The following is a 13,540-nucleotide window of genomic DNA, read 5'->3' on the forward strand; positions in this document are numbered from 1 at the left end:
ACAGGAAGAGCTTCCACCAGTCCCACACCGCGCCCGCCGTCGACGCTCCTGACGCCGTCCGGTCCTGTGGCGCCGTTCCACTTTTCCTTCCTGTACGGACGCTGTGCGCCGTCTGCGCGTGGTCGAAGCAGGGAGCCCGCTTCCACTGGAGTCCCGCTCATGGCGCAAGCCAACTCACCATCGTCCCCTCCTGATCGGCTGGGCACGGTCTTCTACACCTCGGTGGCGCTCTGCGCCCTGTTCGTGCTGTGGGCCACGCTGTTCACCGACAGCCTCGACGCCGTCACCAAGACCGCGCTGAACTGGATCACCGGCTCCTTCGGCTGGGTCTACCTGGTGGCGAGCCTGGCCATGCTCGGCTTCCTGGCGCTGCTGGCGTTCAGCCGCTTCGGCCGCATCCGGCTCGGCGCGGACGACGACCGGCCGGAGTTCAGCACGGTCAGCTGGCTGGCGATGATCCTGGCCGCCGTGATGGGCATCGGCCTGGTCTCCTACGGGGTGTCGGAACCCATCGCCCACTTCGCCGACCCGCCGCACGACCTGGCCCAGCCGGGCAGCAAGCACGCCGCCGTGGTCGCGATGCAGCACTCCTTCTTCGACTGGGGCCTGCACGCCTGGGCGATCTTCGCGGTGTTCGGCATCGCGCTGGGCTACTCGACCCACCGCAAGGGCCGCAAGGGCCTGATCAGCCCGATGCTGCGGCCGCTGCTGGGCGATCGCGTCGAAGGCCCGCTCGGCAAGGCGATCGATGTGCTGGCGATCTTCGCGACGCTGTTCGGCACGACCACCTCGCTGGGTCTGGGCGCGCTGCAGATCAACGGCGGCCTGGCCCGGGTGTTCGGCGCCTCCGGCGGCACCGGCACGCAGGTCGCGATCATCGCCGTGGTCACCCTGCTGTTCACGATCTCCGCGATCACCGGCCTGCACAAGGGCATCCGCTTCCTCAGCGAGACGAGCATGGGGCTGACGGTGGTGCTGTTCGGTTTCGTGCTGGTGCTCGGGCCGACCGGGTTCGTGTTCAACCTGCTGGTCGAGTCGCTGGGCCAGTACGCGGGCGACTTCATCCCGATGAGCCTGCGCACCGGCACCTTCGGCGAACTGGAGTGGATGCAGAGCTGGACCTACTTCATGCTCGCCTGGTGGATCTCGTGGGGCGCCTTCGTCGGGGTGTTCCTGGCCCGCATCTCCAAGGGCCGCACGATCCGCGAGTTCGTGCTGGCCGTCCTCGGCGTGCCCAGCGCGGTGTTCTTCCTCTGGTTCACCGCCTTCGGCGGATCGGCGATCTTCCACGACGCGTTCCGCGGCGGCCGGATCGCCGAGGCCGCGGCGGAGGACTCCAACAACGCGATCTTCGCCATGCTTGAAACGCTGCCGTGGCCCGCGGTCACATCGGTGATCGCGATGGCGCTGGTCCTGCTGTTCTTCATCTCCGGGGCGGACGCCAACACCTTCGTGCTGAGCATGCTCTCCTCCGGCGGCACACCCCGGCCACGCGCATCGGTGCTGACCCTGTGGGGCGCGCTGACCGGGTTGACCGCGATCGTGCTGCTGCTCGCGGGCGGCCTGGACGCCCTCCAGAACACGGTGATCGTCACAGCCGCACCGTTCGTGCTCGTCATGATCGCGCTGGCGGTATCGCTGTGGCGGGAGTTGCAGAAGGATCCGCTGTTCTCGCCCGAGGTCGAACGGGAGCCGGTCGCGACAGGGGCGAAGGACCCGACCGACTGATCGGCTTCCACCTGCGGTTATGGTGTTCGGACCCGGCCTGCGAGCCATCGAACGTTGGGAGCCGCAATGGCTGAACCGCACGGCATCGACCACTTCGACGCGACCTTCGCCCGCGATCTCATCTGGGCGCAGCGGTTGCGCGAACAGCTCGCAGACCTGCCGACCACCACCTGCGAGGAGCCGGAGCAGGTCGACTGATCACCCGGGCCCGGCCGGTTCCTCGTCGGTGGCGAGACCGGCCGGCAGGTGCTCGGAGAGCAGGTCCAGCAGTTCGTTCACGTCGACCGGTTTGGTCATGCACTCGGTGGCCCCGGCGGCGAGGCTCTGCTCCCGGTCGCCCTTCATCGCCTTGGCGGTGACGGCGATGATCGCCAGGTTCCGGTGGCGCGGCATCTGCCGGATGATGCGGATGGTGGCGTTGCCGTCCATCTCCGGCATCATCACGTCCATCAGCACGATCGCGACGTCCCCGTGCTTGTGCAGCGCGTTGAGCCCGGCCACCGCGTTGTCCGCGGACACCACCTGCAGGCCGTGCTGCTCCAGGAGCGCCGTGATCGCCTGGACGCTGCGGTCGTCGTCGTCGACGACCAGCACCTTCTCGCCGTTGAACCGCACTGACGTGTGCCCTTCCGGTTCGGCGGGGCGCCGCGGGTGCTGGTGGCCTTCCTGCCTGCTCAGCTCGGTGGAGCGCAGCGGCGGGTCGATGCCCTCGGCCGACACGTCCAGGCTGCTCTCCGCCTCGGACGGCGGGTGGGCCCGGGCGACCGGGCGCTCCGGCTCGGCCGATTGGGTCTCCACCGGCAGGTAGAGGGTGAAGGTGCTGCCCTCGCCGGGTTCGCTGCGCACCTGCAGCTCGCCGCCGAGCAGGGCGGTCAGCTCGCGGCTGATCGACAGGCCCAGGCCGGTGCCGCCGTACTTGCGGACGGTGGTGCCGTCCACCTGCTGGAAGGCCTCGAAGATCAGGGTCAGCTTGTCGGCCGGGATGCCGATGCCGGTGTCGCGGACCGAGAACGCCACCCGCAGGCCGGCCCGCCGCAGGCTCTGCGCGGTGACCTCGGTGGACTGCGCCAGGCGGACCCGCAGTTCGACGCGTCCCTTGTCGGTGAACTTCACCGCGTTGGACAGCAGGTTGCGCACGATCTGCTCCAGCCGGTTGCGGTCGGTGCGCACCGTGGGCGGCACCGACGGCGCCACGATCACTTCGAAGTCCAGTCCCTTGTCCGCCGCCAGCGGCCGGTACAGCGACTCGACGTGCGCGGCGAGGTCGGCCAGTTCCACGTCCTCCGGCAGCAGGTGCATCTGCCCGGCTTCCACCTTGGACAGGTCGAGCACGTCGTTGATCAGCTGCAGCAGGTCGGTGCCCGCCTGGTGCACGGTCTTGGCCAGGTCGATCTGCTGCGGGGTGAGGTTGCCCTCCATGTTGTCGGCGAGCAGCTTGGCCAGGATCAGCACGCTGTTGAGCGGCGTTCGCAGCTCGTGCGACATGTTCGCCAGGAACTCCGACTTGTAGGCCGAGGCCTGCGACAGCTGCCGGGCCCGCTCCTCCAGTTCCTGCCGGGCCTGCTCGATCTCGATGTTCTTGAGCTCGATGTCGCGGTTGCGGCTGGCCAGCAGCGCGGCCTTCTCCTCCAGTTCGGTGTTGGAGCGCTGGAGTTCGGTCTGCTGCTGCTGCAACTGCTCGGAGCGGGCCTGCAGCTCCTTGGCCAGGTGCTGGGACTCGTCCAGCAGCGCTTCGGTGCGCGAGTTGGCCACGATGGTGTTGACGTCGACGCCGATGGTCTCCTTGAGCCGTTCCAGGAGGTCCAGGTGCACCGGGGTGAACTCGGTGACGGAGGCGAGCTCGATGACCGCCAGCACCTCCCCTTCGAACAGCACCGGCACGATCGCCACGTTCGTCGGGGTCATCTCGCCGAGTCCGGTGCCGATCCGGATGTGGCCCGGTGGCGCGTTGTTCACCACGATCGACCTGCGGTCGACGGCGGCCTGGCCGACGAGCGACTCACCGGGCTCGAAGCGCAGCGTCCGGCCGTTGCCCGGCGGGCGTCCGTAGCCCGCTGTGCGCTCCAGGACAGTACGGCCGTCCTGGCTGGTACGGCGCAGGAAGAAGGCGGCGTACTGCGCCGCGACCAGCGGCGTCAGCTCGCTCATGATCAGCTGCGCGAGCGCGTCCAGGTCGTGCTGGCCCTGCATCAACGCCGACATCCGGGCCAGGTTGGTCTTGAGCCAGTCCTGCTCCTGGTTGTCCCGGGTGGTCTCCTTCAGGTTGTTGATCATGGCGTTGATGTTGTCCTTGAGCTCGGCCACCTCCCCCGAGGCGTCGACGGTGATCTGCCTGGTGAGGTCGCCTTCGGTGACCGCGGTGGCCACCTGCGCGATGGCGCGGACCTGGGTGGTGAGGTTGCCCGCCAGCCGGTTGACGCTGTCGGTGAGCCGCTGCCAGGTGCCGGAGACGTCGGCGACCTCGGCCTGGCCGCCGAGCTTGCCCTCGGTGCCGACCTCGCGGGCCACCCTGGTGACCTCGGAGGCGAAGGCGGAGAGCTGGTCGACCATCGTGTTGATCGTCTCCTTGAGCTCCAAGATCTCGCCGCGGGCGTCCACGTCGATCTTCTTCGACAGATCGCCGCGGGCCACCGCGGTGGTCACCTGCGCGATGTTGCGCACCTGGTTGGTCAGGTTGCGGGCCATGATGTTGACGTTGTCGGTGAGGTCCTTCCAGGTCCCCGCCACCCCGTGCACCCGAGCCTGACCACCGAGGATGCCTTCGGTGCCGACCTCGCGGGACACGAGGGTCACCTGCTCGGCGAACGCGCGCAGCGTCTCGACCATCCCGTTGATCGTCCCGGCCAGCGCGGCGACCTCGCCCTTGGCCTCCACGGTGATCTTCTTCGACAGGTCACCCCCGGCCACCGCGGTGGCCACCTGCGCGATGCTGCGCACCTGGTTGGTCAGGTTGTCGGCCATGATGTTGACGTTGTCGGTGAGGTCCTTCCAGGTCCCCGCCACCCCGTGCACCCGAGCCTGACCACCGAGCTTGCCCTCGGTGCCCACTTCGCGGGCCACCCTGGTGACCTCGTCGGCGAAGGCCGAGAGCTGGTCGACCATCGTGTTGATCGTGTTCTTGAGCTCCAGGATCTCGCCGCGGGCGTCCACGTCGATCTTCTTCGACAGGTCACCGCGGGCCACCGCGGTGGCCACCTGCGCGATGCTGCGCACCTGGTTGGTCAGGTTGCGGGCCATGAAGTTGACCGAGTCGGTCAGGTCGCGCCAGGTCCCGGCCGCACCGGGCACCTCCGCCTGACCGCCGAGCCGTCCCTCATTGGCCACCTCGCGGGCCAGCCGGGTCACCTCGTCGGCGAAGGCCGAGAGCTGGTCGACCATCGTGTTGATGGTCTCCTTGAGCTCCCGGGTCTCGCCGGAGACCTCGACGGTGATCTTGCGGCTGAGGTCGCCGGCCGCGACGGCCTTCGCGACGTGGGAGATGTCGCGCACCTGCCCGGTCAGGTCGGCGGACATGCCGTTGACCGAATCGGCCAGGTCCCGCCAGGTGCCCAGCAGGCCGGGCACCTTCGCCTGGCCGCCGAGCTTGCCCTCGGTGCCGATCTCCCGCGCCACCCGGGTGATCTCCTCGGCGAACAGCGAGAGCTGGTCGAGCATCTCGTTGACCGCCGCGCTCAGCCCGGCCATCTCGCCGGGCAGCTGCCCGTCGGATTCCCGGCGCGGCATCCGCTGCGTGAGGTCACCGCGGGTGAGCGCGTCGAGCACTCGGTTGAGCTCCGCCACCGGCGCCAGCAGGCTGCGCACCATGCCGTTGACGGCGTTCGCGGCGAGCGCCCAACCGCCCTGGCCGACGCCGTCGAAGTCGATGGGCGTGATCGGCCACTCGCCGCGGTCGGAGGCGGCGCTGATCCGCTGGAGTTCTCCGACCAGCAGCTGGTTGCGCTCGGCCAGTTCGTTGAACGCGGTGGCGATCTCGCCGACCAGGCCGCCGCCGGAGGACACCAGGCGACGCCGGAAGTTGCCGTCCCGCAGCTCCTGCAGCGCCATCGCCAGCCTGGTCAGCAGCGCGTCCTCGCTCATCCGCGGTGCGGCCACCAGTTCCGCGGCCGCGACGTCCGGCGGTCGTGACGACATGACGGCCTCCCGCCGCACCAGCTCAGCGCTTGTTTCGCGAATCCCGGTCGAGGCGCAGTTCGGTGGCCAGCACGGCCGCCTCGCTGCGGTGCCGCATGGCCAGCTTGGCCAGCATCTGGGACACGTAGTTCTTGATGGTCTTCTCGGCGAGGAACATGCGCTTGGCGACCTCGCGGTTGGTGAGGCCTTCACCGATCAGTTCCAGCACCTGCCGTTCGCGAGCGGTCAGCACGCGCAGCGGGTCGGCCTCCTGCTGTTCCTTGCGCAGCCAGGTCAGCATCGCCTCGGTCTTCTGCGGGCTCAGCAGCGACCGGCCGGCCCCGGCCGTGCGGATGGCGCTGACCAGCTCCTGGCTGACCACGCCCTTGAGCACGAACCCGGCGGCACCGGCCATGATCGCGTCCATCAGCGCTTCGTGGTCGTCGAAGGAGGTGAGCATCAGGCAGCGCAGCTCGGGCAGCTGCGACTGCAGTTCCCGGCACAGCTCGACGCCGTTGCCGTCGGGCAGCCGCACGTCGAGGACCGCGACGTGCGGCTCGGCTCTGGGCACCCAGGCCAGTGCTTCGGCAACGCTGGAGGCCTCGCCGACCAGTTCCAGGTCGTCCTCGGCAGCCACCAGCGCAGCGATGCCGCGGCGGATCACATCGTGGTCGTCGACCACGAACACCCGTGTCGTCATCCAGCTCCGCCCCCTTCACCGACTCGCAGGGAGGCATTGACCAGCATAAGTAGCGGCCCGGACGACCGCTTCCCGGAGCGCAACGCGCACCCGGCACCGGACCGGGTGCGCGGAGCGCCGGCCGTCAGCTGGCCGCGTAGACGCTCTCCACGAAGTGCGCCAGTTGTTCATCGGTGAGGTGCCGGGCCAGGTCGGATTCGCTGATCATGCCGACCAGCTTGTGATCGGCGATCACCGGCACCCGGCGGATCTGGTGCTGTTCCATCATGGTCAGCACCTTGCTCACGTCGGAGCCCGCATCGACCCAGTACGGCTTGCCCTGGGCGAGCTCACCGGCCTTCACCTCGGCCGGGTCGCGTCCTTCCGCGCAACAGCGCAGCACGATGTCCCGGTCGGTGATGATGCCGTGCAACCGGTTGTCCCGGCCGCAGATCGGCAGCGAACCGACTTCCAGGTCGCGCATCATCTGCGCGGCCTTGTACAGGCTCTCGTCCTCGTCGATGCACTTGGCCCCCGCGTGCATGACATCGCGCGCCGTGGTCATGACCAGTCCTTTCGACGGTGGTGGTGGACGTCCTGGCAATACCCAGCACGACACCGCGCCGAAACCGCGCCGGCGAGGCGGTCAGAACCGGTCCGGCGACATGAACGCGTAGCGCGGATCAGCGGCGCCGGAGAGCACGTCGGCCACCGCCGCGGCCATTCCCGGGGAGTACTTGAAGCCGCGCCCGGAGTGCCCGGTGGTCACCACGATCCGCTCCCCGACGCGTCCGACCAGCGGGCATTCGTCGGTGGTGTAGAGGTCGGTGAAGGCATCGGTGCGAATGGGCTCCGGGTGCAGTCCGGGCAGGAACTCGCCCACCGCATCGGAAACCCGGCGGATCTCGGCCATGCTGTGCCTGCGTTCGACGGCTTCCGGGGCGGGCACGGGGTGCGAGAGGACCGCGCCGGCCACCTTGACCATCACGCCGTCCACCGTCGGCATGCCGTAGAGGTGCTGGTCGCCGTGGTGGTGGACGAAGATCGGGAACACCTCGGACCGGTAGGCGTCGATGTCGTCGGTGCCGAACCAGCTCAGCAGCACGCGCCGCGACTGGACCGCGGCGGCCAGCCTGGCGGGCAGGAAGCGGGCGGCCCAGGATCCGGCGGCCACCACCACCTGTCCGACCCGGTGCGAGGATCCGTCGGCGGTGCGCACCAGAACGCTGTCGCTCTCCTCGGCGAGTTCGGTGACCTCGGTGTAGCGCAGCACCTCGGCCCCGGCCTGCTCGGCAACGCGGGTGGCGCTGAGCACCGCCTGCTCACAACGCAGGAAGCCCGCCTGCTCGTCGAGCACGGCGATCTCGCCGTCGAGGAGTCGGTGCTGCGGATGGCGCTCGGCGACTTCGGCCGCGGACAGGACGCTGATGGGGACGTCGGTGGCGCGGGCGCTGGCGAGCAGTCCGGAGATGTAGTCGCCGCCGGATTCCCCGATCGACAGTCCTCCGCACTGCGTCAGGATCTCCGAGCCCGATTCGTCCTCCAGCTCGCGCCACAGCCGCAGCGAATCCCGCAGCAGCGGCACGTACTGGTTCCCTTCGGCGTAAGCCAGCCGGAACAGCCGCGTTTCGCCGCCGACCGCGCCTCGGTCGTGGCCTGGTGAGAACTGCTCGAAGGCCAGCACCCGCACGCCGCGGCGGGCGAGCTGCCAGGCGAGCATGCTGCCCATCGTGCCGGTGCCGACGATGCCGACCTGGGCGTCCAGTCCCGCTGGTGCCATCTCCCCGCCCCCCGTTCCCGATCACAGCTGGCCCCCAACTGTTACCGGAGGGACGGGAGCGGGGCAAGGAGCAGATTTGTCCTCTGTGGACCTGTGGGTCAGAAGTCGTGCATGAACCGGTCGAACTCGGCGTTGGCCGCCGCCCACTCCTGGGTCAGCAGTTCGGTGGGCACGCCCGCGCTCGCCTCGGCGTCGACGGTGACGACGAAACCGGGCTCGGAGATCCGGCGGCGCAGCTGCACCAGGTGCCCGCCCGCGGAACGGCCCAGCCGCTCGCCGTTGTCCTTGGACTCGATCTGGCCCGGTTGCAGGTCAGCTGCGTTGAACTCCGCCATGCCCCTGTTGTAACCCAATCCGCGCGCCGCAGCACCGCCGGACGCGCTATTCCGTCGGCGCGGTGGCGGTGGTGCGGAAGGTGCGGAGTCGGAGGCTGTTGGTGACGACGAAGACGCTGCTGAAGGCCATGGCTGCTCCGGCGATCATGGGGTTGAGGAGTCCGGTGGCGGCGAGTGGGAGGGCGGCGATGTTGTAGGCGAAGGCCCAGAAGAGGTTGCCTTTGATGGTGCGGAGGGTGTGGCGGGAGAGTCGGATGGCGTCTGCTGCGGTGCGCAGGTCGCCGCGGACGAGGGTGATGTCGCTGGCTTCGATGGCGACGTCGGTGCCGGTGCCCATGGCCAGGCCGAGGTCGGCTTGGGCGAGGGCGGCGGCGTCGTTGACGCCGTCGCCGATCATGGCGACGGCTTTGCCGTCGTTCTGCAGGCGGGTGATGATGTCGGCTTTGTCCTTGGGCAGGACTTCGGCGATGACTTCGGTGATGCCGACTTCGGCGGCTACGGAGCGGGCGACGGCGGTGTTGTCGCCGGTGAGCAGGATCGGGGTGAGTCCGAGTGCGCGGAGTTGGGTGATGGCTTCGGCGGAGGTGGGTTTGATGGTGTCGGCCACCACCAGCACCGCCCGCGCCTGCCCGTCCCACGCCACGGCGATGGCGGTCTTGCCCTGCTGCTCGGCCGCGGCCTTCGCTTCGGCCAGTTCGGGGGTGAGGTGCTGGCTCCACTGCTCCAGCAGGGCGGTCCGGCCGGCGATCACGGCGTGGCCGTCGACGATGCCCTGAACGCCGAGTCCTTCGACGTTGGTGAAGCCTTCGACGGCGGGCAGCTCACCGATGCGCTGCTGGGCGCCGCGGGCGATGGCCTGGGCGATCGGGTGCTCGGAGGCGTTCTCCAGCGCACCGGCGATGCGCAGGACCTCGTCGCGGTCGGTGTCGTCGGTGGTGTGAACGTCGATGAGTTCCATCTGGCCGGTGGTGACGGTGCCGGTCTTGTCCAGCACGACGGTGTCGATGCGGCGGGTGGACTCCAGGACTTCGGGTCCCTTGATCAGGATGCCCAGCTGCGCGCCGCGACCGGTGCCCACCAGCAGCGCGGTGGGCGTGGCCAGCCCGAGCGCGCACGGGCAGGCGATGATCAGCACCGCCACCGCAGCGGTGAACGCCGCCGCGGCCCCACCGCCGCTGCCGAGCCAGAAGGCCAGGGTTCCGACCGCGAGCGCGATCACGATGGGCACGAACACCGCGGAGACCCGGTCGGCGAGGCGCTGGATCTCGGCCTTGCCGGTCTGGGCGTCCTCGACCAGCTTGGCCATCTGCGCCAGCTGGGTGTCCGAGCCGACCCGGGTGGCCCGCACGACGAGCCGCCCGCCCGCGTTGACGGTGGCGCCCACGACGGTGGCGCCGGGTCCGACCTCGACGGGCACGGATTCGCCGGTGAGCATGCTCGCGTCGACCGCCGAGTTGCCTTCCTCGACCACCCCGTCGGTGGCGATCTTCTCTCCGGGCCGGACGACGAACCGGTCGTCGACGGCGAGTTCAGCGGTGGGGATGCGCACCTCGCGGCCGTCGCGCAGGACCGCGACGTCCTTGGCGCCGAGTTCCAGCAGCGCCCGCAGGGCGGCACCGGCACGGCGCTTGGAGCGCGCTTCGAAGTAGCGCCCGGCGAGGATGAAGGTGGTCACGCCGGCGGCGACTTCGAGGTAGATCGAGCCGTCACCGCTCATCCGCTGGATGGTCAGCTCGAACGGGTGCGTCATGCCGGGCACACCGGCGGTTCCGAACAGCAGCGCGTACAACGACCACAGGAACGCCGCCAGCGTCCCCATCGACACCAGGGTGTCCATGGTCGCCGCGCCGTGGCGCAGGTTCGTCCAAGCGGCCTGGTGGAACGGCAGCGCACCCCACAGCACCACCGGCGCCGCCAGCACCAGCGAGATCCACTGCCAGTAGGTGAACTGCAGCGCCGGGACCATCGCCATGACGATCACCGGCACCGACAGCACCGCCGAGACCACCAGCCGCTGCCGCAGCGAACGCGTCGGATCGTCGTCGGCCTCCTCGGCGACGGCCTCGGGCTCCTCCGCAACGGGCAGGCTCGCGCTGTAGCCGGCGGCCTCGACGGTCTCCAGCAGCCGTTGCGGGTCGAGGCCGTCCGGGACGCTCACGCGGGCCTTCTCGGTCGCGTAGTTCACCGTCGCCGCGACACCGTCGAGCTTGTTCAGCTTCCGCTCGATCCGGGCCGCGCAGGAAGCGCAGGTCATCCCGGAGATCGCCAGTTCGAGCTGCTGCCCGGCGACGGGGCTGGTGTCGTGCACGTCGGTCATCCCGGAGTCACTTCCTCACGAGCGGCGGTCGCGGTTCAGGAGGCCAGCTGGTAACCGGCCTCTTCGACGGCGGCGCGCACCTGGTCGACGCCGATCTCCTGGTCGCTGGTGACGGTGACCGCACCGGTCGGCAGGTCGACCCGGACACCGGTCACACCGTCGATCTCACCGACCTCCTCCGTCACCGAGAGCACGCAGTGCTCGCAGGTCATCCCGGTCACGGTGTAGGTCGCCTCGCTCATCTGCATCCACCTCTCCACGCTGCTGCACCGCACGGGGCGCTTCCACACCTCCCTTTATACCCTAGGGGGGTAGGGTGATCAAACGCGCGGTCCCCCGCACCCCGGAAAGGTATTCCCCACCGCGAGGACGACGGGGCGCGGGGTGTGACGCGAGTCTCGACCGGCGCTACCGGCGAGCGCGGAACGCGGTTGGCATGCTGAGCTCGACCAGCGATCGCCGACCGGCGACGCGCAACACCGGTCCACGGAGGAAGCACCTTGAGCACCGAATCCGAGCGCCCGACGACCGGCGACGCCGAGTCGGGCAGGCACCGCCACGCCGCGCAGGAAGGCGCCGGCGTGCACCCGCTGATCGACCTGTCCCGCGACCCGCACCCGGGCGTGCCGGACCACGCGAAGCCGGACGAGGACTGAACGTCCCCGGCACCTGCGCCCGGCGACCGGCGCGCGGGTGCCGGTCAGGCCTCCACCCAGCCGTGCCGGACGGCCACCTGGGTGAGCTTCTGGCGAACCTGCAGGATCTGCTCGGCGGTGATCGTCGGCGAAGCGCTCAGCAGCGACTCGGTGATCAGCTCGTGGAACTCCTTGGCCGAGAGCACGTCGAAGAGCTCCTCCTCGGGCAGCTGGGCTCCGGGCTCGGCCACGCCCTGCCGCACCATCCGCACGTTCGACGCCTTCGGGCCGCGGTCGCTCTCCTCCAGGTCGAACTCCACGACCGCACCCGGCGCGACCAGCCGCTTGTCGAAGGTCAGGTCGTTGACGTGGATGAACACGTCCTCACCGCCCACCTCGGGGGCCACGAACCCGTAACCGCGGACCTCGTCGAACCGAACGACCTTGCCCGTAACCATCAACCAGTTCCCCACCTATCACCACGAACCACTAACCCGCACCCCCTCCGCGGGGACGGGAATTGTACCGCTCCGCACCCGGCAGGCGCCAACCAGTCCACATAGGACGCCGGCAACCGCTCGATCGGCGGATACGGCGGCCGCCGATGACCGAACACAATGCGCTGGGACCCATCCGAACGCGGGGAGCTGCGCATGGACTCCTACGACGTCGTCGTCATCGGTGCCGGATTCGCCGGGCTCGTCGCGGCCCGCGAACTGGCCCTGCGCGGGCACGCGGTGGTGGTGCTCGAAGCGCGGGACCGCATCGGCGGGCGGACCTGGACCGATGAGCGCCTCGGACGCCGCCTGGAGATGGGCGGCACCTGGGTGCACTGGCTGCAACCGCACGTCTGGAGCGAGATCACCCGCTACGGCCTGCGCGTCGAGGCGAGCCCGGCCGCGCAGACCGTCCACTGGATCGCCGGCGGTAGCGCGCACGAGAGCAGCCCGGCGGAGTTCAACGCCCTGATCGCCCCCGCCATGGACAGGCTGGCCGCCGACAGCCGCACCTGGTTCCCGCTCCCCCACGAGCCGCTGCACCGGGCAGACCTGGACCGGATCGACCACCTCTCGGTCGCCGACTACTTCTCGGGCCTCGATCTCACCCCGGCCGAGCGCGAGGTGACCACCGGCGTGTGGGCCGAGCACTTCAACGGCCCGGCAGCGGTCTCCGGCCTCGCCCAGGCCATGCGCTGGTGCGCGGTCGCCTCCGGGAACTGGCAGCTGCTGCACCAGGCCACCTCGGGCCACCGGCTCACCGACGGCACTGCGGCGCTGGCCGGAGCGATCGCGGCCGACAGCGACGCCGAACTCCGGCTCGGCTCGGTGGTCACGAGCGTCGCCCAGGACACCGGCGGCACGACCGTCACGACGGCCGACGGCTCGCGGTTCGCCGCCCGGCAGGTGATCTGCACGCTGCCGCTCAACGTGCTGGACACCATCGACTTCCGGCCCGCGCTACCGGCCGCCAAGCTGGCCGCCAACGCCGAGCGCACCGCCTCGCAGGGGCTGAAGACCTGGATCCGGGTGCGCGGCGAGGTCCCGCCGTTCACCGGCTACGCACCCGACGACCACGACCTGACCTTCGTGCACACCGAGTACACAGTGGACGGCGACACCCTGCTGGTCGCCTTCGGCACCCGTGCCGCCGATCTGGCGCCCGACGACGTCGAGGGGGTGACCCGCGCGCTGCGGGGCTGGCGCGAGGACCTGGAGGTGCTCGACGTCGCCGGTCACGACTGGATGTCCGATGCGTTCGCCCGCGAGACCTGGCCGATGCAGCGGCCCGGCCAGCTGACCGCGTACCTGGCCGCCCTGCAGGAACCGCACGGCGCGGTGCACTTCGCCGGTTCGGACGTCGCCACCGGCTGGGCGGGCTTCATCGACGGGGCGATCGAGAGCGGGTTGCGGGTCTCCCGTGCCGCGCGGAGCGCTCTGCGCGGCACGGGAGCCTGAC

Annotated in this window: 12 protein-coding genes; 4 read left to right on the forward strand and 8 right to left on the reverse strand. The window is 70.0% G+C overall.

All coding sequences use genetic code 11. The annotated features are described in order from the left end of the window. Positions 1-159: 159 nt before the first annotated feature. Positions 160-1,728 (forward strand): BCCT family transporter, encoded by a 1,569-nt coding sequence (locus ATL45_RS33765; RefSeq protein ID WP_093161098.1) that lies wholly within the window; start codon positions 160-162, stop codon positions 1,726-1,728. A 66-nt stretch (positions 1,729-1,794) separates the two neighbouring features. Further along, entirely contained in the window at positions 1,795-1,926 is a 132-nt protein-coding gene (locus tag ATL45_RS40095) for a hypothetical protein (RefSeq protein WP_256258622.1), read from the forward strand. Here the strand turns inward: ATL45_RS40095 and ATL45_RS33770 are convergent, their stop codons facing one another. The 7 genes from ATL45_RS33770 to ATL45_RS33800 form a co-directional block, all read right to left on the reverse strand. Continuing rightward, on the reverse strand, positions 1,927-5,859 hold the full coding sequence (locus tag ATL45_RS33770; protein WP_093161101.1) for a HAMP domain-containing protein: 3,933 nt from the start codon (positions 5,857-5,859) through the stop codon (positions 1,927-1,929). It abuts the gene before it with no gap. A 22-nt stretch (positions 5,860-5,881) separates the two neighbouring features. Next, the gene (locus ATL45_RS33775; protein WP_093161104.1) at positions 5,882-6,538 is read right to left on the reverse strand and encodes a response regulator; all 657 of its coding nucleotides are present in this window, start codon (positions 6,536-6,538) and stop codon (positions 5,882-5,884) included. Between the two features lie 124 nt (positions 6,539-6,662). Next, positions 6,663-7,082 (reverse strand): CBS domain-containing protein, encoded by a 420-nt coding sequence (locus ATL45_RS33780; protein ID WP_093161106.1) that lies wholly within the window; start codon positions 7,080-7,082, stop codon positions 6,663-6,665. Between the two features lie 81 nt (positions 7,083-7,163). Then, positions 7,164-8,297 (reverse strand): N-methyl-L-tryptophan oxidase, encoded by a 1,134-nt coding sequence (solA, locus tag ATL45_RS33785; RefSeq protein WP_093161109.1) that lies wholly within the window; start codon positions 8,295-8,297, stop codon positions 7,164-7,166. 98 nt (positions 8,298-8,395) lie between these two features. Next, the gene (locus ATL45_RS33790; protein WP_246025701.1) at positions 8,396-8,632 is read right to left on the reverse strand and encodes a hypothetical protein; all 237 of its coding nucleotides are present in this window, start codon (positions 8,630-8,632) and stop codon (positions 8,396-8,398) included. Between the two features lie 46 nt (positions 8,633-8,678). Continuing rightward, complete coding sequence (locus tag ATL45_RS33795; RefSeq protein WP_121505436.1) at positions 8,679-10,949, reverse strand: heavy metal translocating P-type ATPase; 2,271 nt, start codon at positions 10,947-10,949, stop codon at positions 8,679-8,681. Positions 10,950-10,984: 35 nt separating this feature from the next. Next, positions 10,985-11,191, reverse strand: coding sequence for a heavy-metal-associated domain-containing protein (locus tag ATL45_RS33800; protein ID WP_093161087.1), 207 nt, complete (start codon positions 11,189-11,191; stop codon positions 10,985-10,987). A gap of 258 nt (positions 11,192-11,449) precedes the next feature. On the opposite strand from ATL45_RS33800, the gene ATL45_RS39145 reads away from it, so the two are divergent. Beyond that, positions 11,450-11,605, forward strand: coding sequence for a hypothetical protein (locus ATL45_RS39145; RefSeq protein WP_093161061.1), 156 nt, complete (start codon positions 11,450-11,452; stop codon positions 11,603-11,605). Between the two features lie 44 nt (positions 11,606-11,649). Here ATL45_RS39145 and ATL45_RS33805 read toward each other — a convergent pair whose 3' ends face one another. Continuing rightward, on the reverse strand, positions 11,650-12,042 hold the full coding sequence (locus ATL45_RS33805) for a cold-shock protein (protein ID WP_093161090.1): 393 nt from the start codon (positions 12,040-12,042) through the stop codon (positions 11,650-11,652). A gap of 195 nt (positions 12,043-12,237) precedes the next feature. On the opposite strand from ATL45_RS33805, the gene ATL45_RS33810 reads away from it, so the two are divergent. Further along, on the forward strand, positions 12,238-13,539 hold the full coding sequence (locus ATL45_RS33810) for a flavin monoamine oxidase family protein (protein WP_246025702.1): 1,302 nt from the start codon (positions 12,238-12,240) through the stop codon (positions 13,537-13,539). The last annotated feature ends 1 nt before the right edge of the window (position 13,540 follow it).

It is taken from the genome of Saccharopolyspora antimicrobica (assembly GCF_003635025.1).
Classification (GTDB): domain Bacteria; phylum Actinomycetota; class Actinomycetes; order Mycobacteriales; family Pseudonocardiaceae; genus Saccharopolyspora; species Saccharopolyspora antimicrobica.

Bases quoted from the DNA above. Each gene is read 5' to 3' on its own strand.
- ATL45_RS33765 (WP_093161098.1), top strand. From the start codon at position 160: ATGGCGCAAGCCAACTCACCATCGTCCCCTCCTGATCGGCTGGGCACG.
- ATL45_RS40095 (WP_256258622.1), top strand. From the start codon at position 1,795: ATGGCTGAACCGCACGGCATCGACCACTTCGACGCGACCTTCGCCCGC.
- ATL45_RS33770 (WP_093161101.1), bottom strand. From the start codon at position 5,859: ATGTCGTCACGACCGCCGGACGTCGCGGCCGCGGAACTGGTGGCCGCA.
- ATL45_RS33775 (WP_093161104.1), bottom strand. From the start codon at position 6,538: ATGACGACACGGGTGTTCGTGGTCGACGACCACGATGTGATCCGCCGC.
- ATL45_RS33780 (WP_093161106.1), bottom strand. From the start codon at position 7,082: ATGACCACGGCGCGCGATGTCATGCACGCGGGGGCCAAGTGCATCGAC.
- solA (WP_093161109.1), bottom strand. From the start codon at position 8,297: ATGGCACCAGCGGGACTGGACGCCCAGGTCGGCATCGTCGGCACCGGC.
- ATL45_RS33790 (WP_246025701.1), bottom strand. From the start codon at position 8,632: ATGGCGGAGTTCAACGCAGCTGACCTGCAACCGGGCCAGATCGAGTCC.
- ATL45_RS33795 (WP_121505436.1), bottom strand. From the start codon at position 10,949: ATGACCGACGTGCACGACACCAGCCCCGTCGCCGGGCAGCAGCTCGAA.
- ATL45_RS33800 (WP_093161087.1), bottom strand. From the start codon at position 11,191: ATGAGCGAGGCGACCTACACCGTGACCGGGATGACCTGCGAGCACTGC.
- ATL45_RS33805 (WP_093161090.1), bottom strand. From the start codon at position 12,042: ATGGTTACGGGCAAGGTCGTTCGGTTCGACGAGGTCCGCGGTTACGGG.
- ATL45_RS33810 (WP_246025702.1), top strand. From the start codon at position 12,238: ATGGACTCCTACGACGTCGTCGTCATCGGTGCCGGATTCGCCGGGCTC.